The organism is Streptomyces sp. XD-27, from assembly GCF_030553055.1.
GTDB lineage: Bacteria > Actinomycetota > Actinomycetes > Streptomycetales > Streptomycetaceae > Streptomyces.
The window spans coordinates 3,384,144-3,395,803 of the sequence record NZ_CP130713.1; the positions used below are offsets into that span (position 1 = coordinate 3,384,144).

Consider the following 11,660-nt stretch of genomic DNA (forward strand, 5'->3'; position numbering starts at 1 on the left):
TTCATTGAGGATGCTCTGGCGTTCTCTCTACCGTCGTTGACGTCGCAGGGCGGGCCCGAAAACCCCTGGCGCCATCCGCAGCACCACTCGAACTGATCGAGAGGAGCACCATCATGAGCACCCCCTTCAGCCCGGAGCGCGACGAGTTGGGCCGGTTCTTCACCATCACCGGGCAGCGGTTCCGCGAAGGCGAGACGAGCCCGCTGGAGATGTTCTCCGGAGCCATCGACGCCGAGTGGCACCGGATGCTCGGGGGCCCGGGGTACGGCGATTTCTGCACCGAGACCGCCGGCATGGTGATCGGCCACGCGCCCATGAAGGGTCTGGGTGAAATCTCCTGGGTCCGCGCCTACGAGAACATGTTCGGCCCCCTGCCCGAAGTCTGGTTCACCGGTGCGGACGGCCAGGTCGACGAAGAGACTCTGGCCCAGTACCGGAAGACCGGTACCGTGGTTTCCGAGTGGGACTGCGGCCCCACCACCGGTGATGGCGACGACCTCGTGCCCACGCCGCGGAAGGCCACCACGCGGTGATCACCGCACACACTGACGGAGCGCTCCGGCTGACCGCTGGGGCGCTCCGCCTCGTTGAGGGACGCACGACCAGCCCGAAGACCGCGGACATCGAGCCGTACGTGGAAGCGGTCTCCGACCACTGCCCCTACCTCGCTCCTTCGGTGGAGCGTGACTTGACCGGCTGGACCGTGTACGAGGCGGCAGGGGATCCCGATGACGTCGAAGCCGAGGTATTCCACGCCGGGGTACAGGCTGCCGAGTGGGTGCGGCCTCTCGCGACGCGACGGCACGGCGTGCTCGTCTGCGAGAACATCGTCATCCTCGGCGGGCACGAAGGGCTGCTGACGTGGCCGCACTGGGTTCTCAAGAACCTGTATGGGCCAGTGGGGCTGATGTTCGGCAAGTTCCGCGCGGGCGAACAGCGCGTCAGCCGGGACGGTCGCGGTATCCCGGAACCACCGCTCTCGTTCCTGCCTGTGCGGGTGGCGATACGTCCGCGCGATCCCCGGTTTCTGGCGGCGACACCGGACCTAGCCGCCACCGTGGCTGTCGCAGTAGATGACGGGCGCGATGTGTTCGAGGATTTCCCGAAGGACTGGAAGGCAGTACGTGCATGGGCGAAGGGACTCCTGGCATGACAGCACCCCCGCGTGAGGCGATGGGCCTTCTGACCGAACGGTTCGGCTCCCCCGTCACCGCGGATCTCCTCAGCGACCGCCGCGGCTCGCGGACCTGGAAGGTAGTCACCCCAGCCGTGCCCCTGGCGGTGAAGGCCAACGTTCCCGGACAGGACAGGGCACGGGACAAGGCCGCGGAGCTGGAACAGGAAGATCAGCACTTGCTCCACCTCACCAAGGTCAGTGCCGTCGAACCGTCGTACCGGGTCGACGCCGGGCCATGGGAGGGCGGCCAGTGGCTCGCCGTCCGGTGGCTCGACGGCGTCCCGCTGTGGCACGCGCTGGCCCTGGCGCGCGGCCCTGAAGGAAACCGGCCCTCCGTGCGGCCGTGGCTCCTCGCCATCGCCCGCTCCTGGGCGCAGCGCCTCGCAGGCCTGCACGCCGCCGGGTGGGCACACGCCGACGTACAGCCCACCAACACCCTTGTCGATGCGGAGACCGTCCACCTGATCGACTACGCCCTCGCGTGTGGGCCCGCGGAAGGCCGGCGCGTGCCGTACCGGGGTGCCCTCACCCACACCACCGCCCCCGAAGTCGCCGACGCCGTCCTGTCCACGAGCGCGGACACCCATATCCAGGCCCGCCCCGAAGCCGATGTGTGGGGCCTTGGCGCCTCGCTGTTCTGGTGCTGGACCGGACAGCGACCCGTCGCGTACGAGGACACCGTGGACCGCATGGCGAAGCTCCAGGCCATCGCCCGGGGGCGCACTGTCCCTCTCGACAATGTCCGACCGTGGGCCTTCCCCGCGTTCGAGCGCATCATCACGGCGTGCATGGCCACTGCCCCTGACCAGCGCCCTTCCACCGCTCAGGTGGCTGCCGGGCTCACCGAGGCAGACCAGTGATCACGATCCGGGACCTCACCATGGACGACGCACCCGCCGTCCAGCGCATCTACAGCGGCGCCTCGGTCCGGTTCACCCATGACCGCCCCTTCACCGCTCAAGAGGCCCGCGCGCGAGTCGCCAAAGCCCTCGAAGTGGCCCGCCAAATTCCCCGGCCGCGATGGGATTTCGGCATTGTGGCGGGGAGAGACGTGGTCGGCGTCACGGCCCTTCGCCTCCGTCAGCCAGGACTCGGCACCTTGAGTTACATCCTGCGCGAGGACACGTGGGGTAAGGGCTACGCCACCGAAGCGGCCAAGCAGGTTGTTGAGTTCGCCTTCACCACTGCCGACCTGGAGAGGCTGGAAGCCAAGCACCACCCTGAGAATCCCGCCTCCGGCCGCGTCTTGGCCAAGGCGGGATTCCAATGCGTCCGCACATCCAACCTTCATGCCATCGACGGCGTGATGGTGCCGTACCCCGTCTACGAACTGCGTCGTTCGTGACGTCACGGCTCCGGCGTGCGGGAAGTGTCAGGTCAGGTGGTCGAACTCCCCCGCCTTGACGCCGAGCACGAGCGCCCGGAACTCGTCGCGGCTCGTGGTCACGACGGTGGCGGGTTCATCGCTTTCCCGCATGAGGATGCCGTCAGCGGTCGCGGCCAGTTCGATGCATTGGCCGCCGTCCCCTCCGCTGGAGAAGGACGACTTCTTCCAATGGATTTCGGTGTTCTTCACAGCGGCTCACAGTTCCCGCGCAGCGGCGCGCATCAGCTTCTTCGAATCGCCGGCACTGAGCGAAATCTTTTCAACGTGCTCGATGAGCGCGCGGTACTTGCCGAGCTGAGCGTCGGCATCCAGAAACGCGCCATCGAAGGCATTGTCCACCTGGACTGTATCCAGCTGGGGGACGGGTCCGCCCGCGTACGTAAGAGACTGGATCGACGACGTGATCCCCTCGGCCTCGAACGGGATGAGCCGGATGGACGCCGTCGGCCAGTCTGCGGCCTCGCAGAGGAACTCGATCTGCGCGCGCATGACGCTACGGCTTCCGTATCGCATGTGCAGCGCCGACTCGTGCAGGAAGACTTCAAGGTCTGTCGGAGACGACCGCTCAAGGATGCGGCGCCGCGCCATCCGGTGCCGGACGGCCGCGTCGACTGCCGCTGCCGGTCGCTGGGTGATGGCGCGGTCGAATACCGCGCGAGCGTAATCCTCGGTCTGGAGCAGCCCCGGGACGATGAGCAGCTCGATGACGCGCACATAGCGCGCATGGTGCTCCAGTTCCGCCAGGTCGAGGGCGCTGGCCGTCAGGATGTCGCGGAACTCCTTCCACCACCCCGTGCTGCGCTCGTCCGCCATGGCGGCCAGCGCATCGATGTAGGCGGTGTCCCGCGCGGAGTAGTGCGAGGCCAGGTGCCGGACCCGCTCTCCGCTGACGCCATGCCGACCCGACTCGATGTGGCTGACCCGTGGGCGCTCCCAGCCCAGCGACGCGGCGGCCTCCGCGCTGGACATGCCCGCCGCTTCCCGAAGCTTCCGCAACTCCGCACCCAACCGCGCCTGACGTGCGGTGGGTTGGTCGCGTGCAGGCATCTGGTCCCTCTCAATCTGGCGTGGCGGCTCGCCATCCCCACTCTGCCATGGTCACCCTTCCGAGCGTAACGAGCGACTCACTGTTGCGTCGGCTCACTAGTGAGTCCTACGGTCGGTCTCGCACGCGCAGCACGCACCAACAGGCCCCGCACCAACGCGGAAGGAAGCCCATGACCAGCTTGCGCAATCGCCACCCCTACGCCGTCGGCGACACCGTCTACGACACGCGTCAGAAGCGCCGAGGCGTCATCTCCACCCGGCCCGAGCCCGGCCGGTGGATCTGGCTCACGGACCCCGACAACCCCCAAGACCTCGAAAACGGCACCTGGCACACGCTGTTCGGCGACATCCGCCCCGTCGAACAGCCCGGCCACCTCAGCGGAGGTCAGCCGTGATCACGAACACCGCAGCCGCGCTTCTGCTTCTCCTCGCCGCCGCCGGGATGTGTCGCCGCGAGCCCACCGGCAGGCATCGTGCGCGGCGGGGCGCGCGGCCTGTGCCGCGCTGGGGGCCTTACGCGGCAGCGTCACCGTCGACCGGCTGCTCGCCGTCGTGTGGAGCGTCGGGACCTGCGCCGTCCTCTGTCTGCTCGGTTTACTGATCGTCGCGTGAACGGGAAGGGCCCGGGATCTTCGGGATCGGTACGAACGGCAGGCGCAGCGCGCCGAAGGCGGTCTCCGGGACCGCCGGGTTGCGCGGGGCCACCGGGGCCACGCGCCGGTACGGCTCGCCGGGGGTCGGGCGCGGGTCCGTCTCGCCTCTGTTCGGCCACAGGGACATCGCCCGCTCCGCCTGGGCCGTGATCGTCAGGGACGGGTTGACGCCGAGGTTCGCCGAGACCGCGGCGCCGTCGACCACCGAGATGCCCGGGTGGCCGTACAGCCGGTGGTACGGGTCGATGACACCGTGGTCCGGGTCCTCGCCGATCGGGCAGCCGCCCAGGAAGTGGGCGGTCAGCGGGGTGCCCATCAGTTCGCCGACGTTGCTGCCCGCGAAGCCGTTGATCGATTCGGCGAGCAGCCGGGCCGCCTCCGCGCCCTCGGGGATGTGGTCGGGGTTGGGGTCCCATGACCCTGGCGGGCCGTGAGCAGGCCCTTGCCCACGCCCTTCGGCTTGCGGTACGTGATCAGCGAGTTGTCGTGCGTCTGCATGACCAGGCCGATGATGGTGCGTTCCGACCAGCGTCGGTTGGAGAACGAGCGCAGCGACAGGATCGGGTGGCGGGCGTTGGCGGCCAGGAACCGGAGCCAGCGCGGCAGCCTGCCGCCGTGCGGGATCTGGAGGACGGACAGCGCGCCCATCGCGTTGGAGCCCTTGCCGTAGCGGACCGGCTCGATGTGCGTCGTGTCGTTCGGGTGGATCGACGACGTGATCGCCACGCCCTGGGTGAAGTCCGCCCGCTCACCGCCCGTCGCCTTGCGGTAGCGGCGGGGCGTGGTCTGCGCACCCACCAGCGCCTCGGAGTTGGTACGGGTCAGCTCGCCCAGCCGCGCCGAGATCCCCGGCAGCAGGCCCTTGTCCCGCATGGTGTGCAGCAGCGTCTGCGTACCGTACGTCCCCGCGGCGATCACCACCTGGCGGGCGCGGAACGTCCGGCGGCGGCCCTTGCGGCGCTGGCCGGTGGGGACCGTGACGACACGATGGCCGCCGTCCCCGTCCTCGGTGATCGCCACCGCCGTCGTCATCGGGTGGACCTCGGCACCCGCCTGCTCGGCCAGGTAGAGGTAGTTCTCGTTCAGCGTGTTCTTCGCACCGTGCCGGCAGCCCGTCATGCACTCGCCGCACTCGGTGCACGCCTTGCGGGACGGGCCCGCCCCGCCGAAGTACGGGTCGGGGACCTCCTCGCCGGGCCTCGCCCGTACGCCCGCGCCCTCCCCGGCGCCCTCCCCGGCGTCCTGGCCGTCGCCGAAGAAGACCCCGACCGGCGCCATGTGGAAGGAGTCGGCCACGCCCATCTTCTCCGCCGCCGCCTTGAGATGGACGTCGGAGGGCGTCATGGTCGGGTTGAGGCGTACGCCGAGCATCCGCCGCGCCTGCGCGTAGTACGGCCTCAGCTCCTCCTGCCAGTCGGTGATGTGGCCCCACTGCGGGTCCTGGAAGAACGGTGCGGGCGGTACGTACAGGGTGTTGGCGTAGTTCAGCGAACCGCCGCCGACCCCGGCGCCCGCCAGCACCATCACCTTGCCCAGGACGTGGATGCGCTGGATGCCGTAGAGGCCGAGCGCCGGGGCCCACAGGTAGTCGCGCAGGTGCCAGGAGTTCCTGGGCAGGGTGTCGCGGGTGAAACGGCGGCCCGCCTCGAGGACGCCCACCCGGTAGCCCTTCTCGGTCAGGCGGAGGGCGGACACGGAACCGCCGAAGCCGGAGCCGATGACGAGGACGTCGTAGTCGTATCCGTCCTCCCCGGCCTCCGACCGGTCCCGGTCCTGGGCGTGCTTGTCCCGTGCCACTGGTACCTCCGTACGAACGTGCCGGTCAACGTCGGCCTCAGGGTCAGCGCAGGCGGAGTGCCTTCATCGCGCGCAGGCTGCGGGTCATGAACGCGGCGTACTTCTCGTCGGTCAGGCCGAACGACGGCGCCAGCGGCAGCAGCCGCTGGTGGGCGACGGTCTGCGCCTCGGTGAACTTGAGGATGCCCTCCGAGCCGTGCCGGCGGCCGAGACCGGAGTCGCCCATGCCGCCCATCGGGGCGCGCACGCTGGCGTAGGCGGCGGCGAAGGACTCGTTGACGTTGACCGTGCCGGTGCGCAGCCGGGCCGCGACGGCGCGGCCGCGGCGGCCGTCCTTGGTCCAGACACTGGCGTTGAGACCGTACGGGGTCGCGTTGGCCAGCTCGACGGCCTCGTCCTCGTCGCCGAACCGGTAGAGCGAGACCACCGGGCCGAAGGTCTCCTCGGTGCACACGGCCATCGGCGCCTCGACGCCGTCGAGGATGGTCGGCTCGTAGAACAGCGGGCCGATGTCGGGCCGGGCGCGGCCGCCCGCGACCACCGTGGCGCCCTTGGCGACAGCCTCCTCGACATGGCGGGTGACGGTCTCCAGCTGGCGTGCGGAGACCAGCGATCCCATCTCCGCGCCGTACGCGAGGGCCGTGCCGAGCCTCAGCGCCCGGGTGCGGGCGGCGAAGCGGCGGAGGAAGTCGTCGGCGACCGACTCGTGCACGTACAGCCGCTCGATGGAGATGCACAGCTGGCCGGCGGAGGAGAAGCAGCCGCGGACCGCGCCCTCGGCGGCCTTGTCGAGGTCGGCGTCGCGCAGCACCAGCATGGCGTTCTTGCCGCCGAGTTCGAGGGAGCAGCCGACCAGCCGGGCGGCGGCCGACTGGGCGACCTCGCGGCCGGTGCGGGTGGAGCCGGTGAAGGAGACGTAGTCGGCGCCGGCGACGACGGCCGGGCCGACGACCGGTCCTTCGCCGATGACGACCTGCCACACCTCGGCGGGCAGCCCGGCCTCGATCATCAGCTGACGGGCCCACAGCGCGGTCAGCGCGGTCTGGGTGTCGGGCTTCATCACGACGGCGTTGCCCGAGACGAAGGCGGGGATGGCGTCCCCGATGGACAGCTCCAGCGGGTAGTTCCACGGCACGATCTGGCCGACGACGCCGCGCGGCCGGCGGAGCTCAGTGACCTTGGTGAGGACCGGTACGACGCCGACGTGGGCCTTGGGCCGCAGATACTCCGGGGCCTTGCGGCCGTAGTGGCGGGCCGCGACCGCGACGGCCTGGATCTCCTCGTGGGCGTGCAGCCGGGTCTTGCCGGTCTCCAGCTGCACGATGTCCAGGATCTCCGACTGGCGGCCGAGCAGGAGGTCGTGGAAGCGCAGCAGGACGGCGGCGCGGCGGCGGACGGGCAGCGCGGCCCATGCCCGCTGCGCCTCGCGGGCGCGGGCGAAGGCGGTGGCCACGTCCTCGGGGGTGGACTCGGGCAGGTCGGCGAGCTTCTCCCCGGTGAACGGGGAGTGGTTGGCGGTGCTGCCACTGCCGACGACACCGCGGGTGAGCCGGGCGACCAGGTCGGGGGTGACGACGTCGGCGGCGGTGCGGGTGCCGGGGGCGGCGACCGGGTTGCCGTCGGCGGGCGTGGCGTCAGCGGTGCCGTCGGCGGGTGCGGTGGTGGCGCTGTCCTGCGAGTCCGTCATGCGGGGGAGCGTATGACGGGGCGGACCGTTTGGGTACCCGCCGGTAACCAATTTTACGGATCCGCGCCAGCGGTTGCTGGCGCGGATCGCGGACCTCGCAGGTCAGAGCTCGTCTTCGTCGATCTTCAGGTTCTTCACGACATCATCGAACAGCTGATCGCCGACCTCGCGGGCATCGCCCTCGGCGGGCATCGTGACCGTCAGCCCCCAGACCGTCTTGTCCTTGTTGATGTAGATGTGGTCGCGGTGAGCATGGCGGGGGGTGTCCTCGGCATCACCGCTGTCCCGGTATGTGGTGGTCAGGTCGCGCGCTTCCTTGCCCTGCTGGCTCGACTTCTCCGGCTTGCCCGGCTCGGCGTCGTTCATGCCGGAGTCGCTGCCGCCGTAGTACCTGACAAGGGTCTTGACCGCGCCGTCGAGCGACGTCGCGTAGGGGCCCTCGTCGTCTTCCGCCGACCGCCACAGGGAGATGGTGAAGACACCGCTGGGATCACGGAACTCGACCTCGGTGTAGCCGTCGCTGTCATCCTCGTCCTTGGCCTCGCGCCGGTAGTCCTCCGGTACGGCCAGCGACGCCGACAGCAGCTCCGGGTCCTCGCGGACCGTCCAGCCCTCGGGCAGCTCGGGGTCCTTCGCGAACGGGTTCACCAGCGTCAGCACCAGCGCCGCCGCCACCGCCAGCACGCCCGCGCCGAGCCCCGCCTGCGCCTTGCGGTTCTTGTGCAGGATCGGCGGGACGAAGCGGCTGCCGCCGGTGGTCGCGGGGCGGCCGGGGCACCCGGGGTCGCGGCCAGGAGCGTCGCCGCGGGCTGCGGCGGGTTCGCCACCGACTCCAGCACCTGGCGCGCCTCGGCCGCCGACGGCCGCGCCGCCGGGTCCTTGCGCAGCAGTTGCATGACGAGGGTGCCCAGCGCGCCGGAGCCGCGCGCGGGCATCTGCGGCTCGGCCGACAGGATCGCCTGGAGCGTGGCGGGGGTGTGCGAGCGGCGGAACGGCGACATGCCCTCGACCGTCGCGTACAGCACCACGCCCAGCGACCACAGGTCGGACTCCGGGCCGGGGCGCTGGCCCAGCACCCGCTCCGGCGCGATGAACTCCGGCGAGCCGACGAACGCGCCGGTCTCGGTCAGCCCCTGCTCGCCCTCGACCTGCGCGATCCCGAAATCGGTGAGCACGACACGGTCGTTGCGGCCCAGCAGCACGTTGTCCGGCTTGACGTCGCGGTGCAGCACCCCGGCCTCGTGGGCCGCGGTCAGCGCGCCGAGCACGGCCAGGCCGATCCGGGCCGCCTCGCGCGGGTCGAGCGTGCCCTCGGTGAGCCGGTCGCCGAGCGAGTGCCCGTGCACCAGCTCCATCACGATCCACGGGCGGCCGTCCTCGACCACCACGTCGTGCACGGTGACCACCGACGGGTGGTCGATCCGGGCCGCCGCGCGCGCCTCGCGCTGCATGCGCTGGTGGACGGTGTGGCGGTCGCGCTCCGGCAGGTGGTCGGGGACGCGCGGCTCCTTGACCGCGACCTCCCGGTCGACGACCTGGTCATGGGCCTTCCATACGGTGCCCATGCCGCCGTGCCCGAGGCGGGAGACGAGCCGGTAGCGGCCACCGACCAGCCGCCCGGAGCCGGAGTCCTGCGTTCCCGGCTGCTGCGCGGGGTATCCCGGGTGTCCGGACTGTCCTGCGGGTGCCTGTCGCCCCGCGGGTGCGGGCTGTCCCGCGGATGCCGGCTGGGCGGCCATCTGCGTCGGCTCGTAGGCGCCCTGCGGCGGAACCGGTGGTGCCGCGTCGCCGGGCACCCCGTACCCGTCGGGCGCCTGCGGCGGCTGGAGCCCGTAGCTGGTGGGCTCGTCCGCCCGTCCCCCAAGGTTCGTCATGGCCTCATCATTACCTGTCGCGGTGCGTCGTTCGCCAATCGAGCCAGTCGGTCGAGCCAGTCGGTCGAGTCAGCCGGTCGACTCAGTTGCTCCAGCCGGGCCGGGAGTACGTCTGCACGGCTATGTCGAAATACCGCTTTCCCTGGCTCTTCTGCTTCACGGGAGCGGAGACCCAGACATCGTGCATCTGGTTCCCCTGGTCCCAGCTGAGTTCGAACGTCTGCCGGTCGCCGCCGTCGTCGGCGGCGCCGTTCCAGACGAAGGCCCACAGCGCGGCGGGGACCCCGTGGTGCTCGGTCTCGATGACCTGGCCCGCGCGGTAACCCGGGTAGTTCTGCGGACCCTCGGCGTCGGCATCCCGCGTGGTCCCGAGCGGGCCCTTGGGGTTCTTCGGCTGGGCGTGGATGCCGATCCGGAACTCCCTGCCCGGCGAGTAGTAGTAGACGCGCGGCCCCTCGACCGAGCGGCTGAAGTCGTTGGGTACGGCCACCTGGAAGCCGAGCGGGTCGGTCTTCAGGGTGTAGCCGCTCGGGAGCTTCGTCCGCCGGGTCGGCTTCGCCTTGGTGGTCGGCCCGCCCGACGGCGAGGCCGGTGACGTGTGGGTGCTCTTCCCGCTCGTCCGCGCGCCCGGCCCGCCGAGGTCGGACGCGTCGTCGCCGCGGTCCATGAGCAGCGTGGCGATCCCGGCGCCCGCGCCCACCAGGACGACGACGGCGACGGCGCTGAGCAGGGCGGCACGGGTGCGGGAGGGCCGCTTCCCGGCGCGCCCCGGCGCCGGGCCCGGGGCGGGGGCCGACGCCGCCCCGGGGCCGGGCACGGCGCCCGGAGCCGGCGACGACGGCAGGTCGAAGCGCGGCGGGGTGCCGCCGTACGCCGCATCGGCGACGTCCGACCGCGGCGCGGCCGAGGACGGGTCCGAGGCGGCATGCGACGAGCCCGACGCGGCATGCGACGGGGCCGAAGCCCCGGACGACGGGCCCGGCGCGAAGGGCTGCGGAGGCGAGCCCGGCACAAGGGGCTGCGGAGGCGCGGACGCGAACGGCTGCGGAGGCGTGGGCGCGACGGGCTGAGGCGGCGTGTCCGGGACGCTGTACTGCGTCGGGGTGTAGTGGACCGGCATCTCAGGGGTGTCCCCGGTGCTCTGGTACGCCCGCAGCAGCCGCTCCGTCGCGTCCGCGTCCAGCCGCCGCTCCCAGTCCCGCTCCAACAGCCCCTGGACGACGGGCAGCAGCGGACCGGCGGCCGCGGGCGGGCGGATCTCGTCGAAGGCCACGGCGTGCAGCACACCGGCCAGCGAGTCGCGGTGGAACGGGGACTCCCCGCTGACCAGCGCGCACAGCAGCACGCCCAGCGACCACAGGTCGGACTCGGGGCCGGTGCGGCGGCCCGCCATCCGCTCGGGCGCGGTGTACTCGGGCGAGCCGACGAAGGACCCGGTGTCGGTGATCGTCGTGACGCCGGAGACCTGCGCGATGCCGAAGTCGGTGAGCACCACCCGGCCGGTGCCCGCCTCCATCAGCACGTTGGCGGGCTTGATGTCCCGGTGCAGCACTCCGCAGGCGTGCGCCACCCGCAGCGCGTCCAGCAGCGCGATCACGATCCGTGCGGCCTCCCGCGGCCCCACCGGGCCCTGGGCGGCCAGCCGGTCGGCCAGCGACTGCCCGTCGACCAGCTCCATGACGATCCACGGACGGCCGTCCTGCTCCACGACGTCGTGCAGGACGATCACATTGGGATGCTTGAGCTGCGCGAGCGTACGGGCCTCGCGCAGGGTGCGCTCCCGCCGCAGCTGCGCGTCCAGCCCGGACAGCCCCTCGTCCGCCTGATGCAGCTCCTTGACCGCGACCTCGCGGCCCAGCAGGTCGTCGACGGCCCGCCACACCGTGCCCATGCCGCCTCTGCCGAGCCGCGACACCAGCCGGTAGCGTCCCGCGAGCAGCGGGCCGTTCTCGCCCCCGTACGTACTCATGGCCATCATCTTGCCGCAAGTGAAAACGATCACCGGACGGGAGCCGGGCTGTCCCACGGGGCGCGGCGG

General features: G+C 71.4%; 9 protein-coding genes and 2 pseudogenes. 5 read left to right on the plus strand and 6 right to left on the minus strand.

The genetic code is table 11. The features are described 5' to 3' along the window. Nucleotides 1–113 precede the first annotated feature (113 nt). Genes Q3Y56_RS14300 through Q3Y56_RS14315 form a run of 4 tightly spaced genes read left to right on the plus strand, consistent with a single transcriptional unit; the run spans nucleotide 114 to nucleotide 2,522 of the window. On the plus strand, nucleotides 114–533 hold the full coding sequence (locus Q3Y56_RS14300) for a hypothetical protein (protein WP_304462308.1): 420 nt from the start codon (nucleotides 114–116) through the stop codon (nucleotides 531–533). Further along, entirely contained in the window at nucleotides 530–1,153 is a 624-nt protein-coding gene (locus Q3Y56_RS14305) for a hypothetical protein (protein WP_304462309.1), read from the plus strand. The genes Q3Y56_RS14300 and Q3Y56_RS14305 overlap by 4 nt, the downstream gene beginning before the upstream one ends. Beyond that, nucleotides 1,150–2,037, plus strand: a complete 888-nt coding sequence (locus Q3Y56_RS14310; RefSeq protein ID WP_304462310.1) for a protein kinase — start codon at nucleotides 1,150–1,152, stop codon at nucleotides 2,035–2,037. Before Q3Y56_RS14305 ends, Q3Y56_RS14310 begins: the two co-directional genes overlap by 4 nt. Next, entirely contained in the window at nucleotides 2,034–2,522 is a 489-nt protein-coding gene (locus Q3Y56_RS14315; protein ID WP_304462311.1) for a GNAT family N-acetyltransferase, read from the plus strand. The genes Q3Y56_RS14310 and Q3Y56_RS14315 overlap by 4 nt, the downstream gene beginning before the upstream one ends. Before the next feature lie 27 nt (nucleotides 2,523–2,549). Here the strand turns inward: Q3Y56_RS14315 and Q3Y56_RS14320 are convergent, their stop codons facing one another. Then, a complete protein-coding gene (locus Q3Y56_RS14320) occupies nucleotides 2,550–2,753 on the minus strand; it encodes a DUF397 domain-containing protein (RefSeq protein WP_304462312.1) in 204 nt (67 codons plus the stop codon). 6 nt (nucleotides 2,754–2,759) lie between these two features. After that, the gene (locus tag Q3Y56_RS14325; protein ID WP_304462313.1) at nucleotides 2,760–3,611 is read right to left on the minus strand and encodes a helix-turn-helix transcriptional regulator; all 852 of its coding nucleotides are present in this window, start codon (nucleotides 3,609–3,611) and stop codon (nucleotides 2,760–2,762) included. 170 nt (nucleotides 3,612–3,781) lie between these two features. On the opposite strand from Q3Y56_RS14325, the gene Q3Y56_RS14330 reads away from it, so the two are divergent. Further along, nucleotides 3,782–4,006, plus strand: coding sequence for a hypothetical protein (locus Q3Y56_RS14330; protein ID WP_304462314.1), 225 nt, complete (start codon nucleotides 3,782–3,784; stop codon nucleotides 4,004–4,006). Nucleotides 4,007–4,205: 199 nt separating this feature from the next. Here the strand turns inward: Q3Y56_RS14330 and Q3Y56_RS14335 are convergent. The 4 genes and pseudogenes from Q3Y56_RS14335 to Q3Y56_RS14350 form a co-directional block, all read right to left on the minus strand. Further along, nucleotides 4,206–6,061 (minus strand): annotated as a pseudogene (locus tag Q3Y56_RS14335) (GMC oxidoreductase). A gap of 43 nt (nucleotides 6,062–6,104) precedes the next feature. Continuing rightward, the gene (locus Q3Y56_RS14340; RefSeq protein WP_304462315.1) at nucleotides 6,105–7,748 is read right to left on the minus strand and encodes a succinic semialdehyde dehydrogenase; all 1,644 of its coding nucleotides are present in this window, start codon (nucleotides 7,746–7,748) and stop codon (nucleotides 6,105–6,107) included. 102 nt (nucleotides 7,749–7,850) lie between these two features. Next, nucleotides 7,851–9,622 (minus strand): annotated as a pseudogene (locus Q3Y56_RS14345) (protein kinase). A gap of 82 nt (nucleotides 9,623–9,704) precedes the next feature. Continuing rightward, nucleotides 9,705–11,591: a serine/threonine-protein kinase gene (locus Q3Y56_RS14350; protein WP_304462316.1), complete on the minus strand. Its 1,887-nt coding sequence runs from the start codon at nucleotides 11,589–11,591 to the stop codon at nucleotides 9,705–9,707. Between the last annotated feature and the right edge of the window lie 69 nt (nucleotides 11,592–11,660).

Excerpts from the sequence above, each read along its gene's own strand:
- Q3Y56_RS14325 (WP_304462313.1), bottom strand. The coding sequence starts at position 3,611 with ATGCCTGCACGCGACCAACCCACCGCACGTCAGGCGCGGTTGGGTGCG.
- Q3Y56_RS14350 (WP_304462316.1), bottom strand. The coding sequence starts at position 11,591 with ATGAGTACGTACGGGGGCGAGAACGGCCCGCTGCTCGCGGGACGCTAC.
- Q3Y56_RS14340 (WP_304462315.1), bottom strand. The coding sequence starts at position 7,748 with ATGACGGACTCGCAGGACAGCGCCACCACCGCACCCGCCGACGGCACC.
- Q3Y56_RS14300 (WP_304462308.1), top strand. The coding sequence starts at position 114 with ATGAGCACCCCCTTCAGCCCGGAGCGCGACGAGTTGGGCCGGTTCTTC.
- Q3Y56_RS14310 (WP_304462310.1), top strand. The coding sequence starts at position 1,150 with ATGACAGCACCCCCGCGTGAGGCGATGGGCCTTCTGACCGAACGGTTC.
- Q3Y56_RS14330 (WP_304462314.1), top strand. The coding sequence starts at position 3,782 with ATGACCAGCTTGCGCAATCGCCACCCCTACGCCGTCGGCGACACCGTC.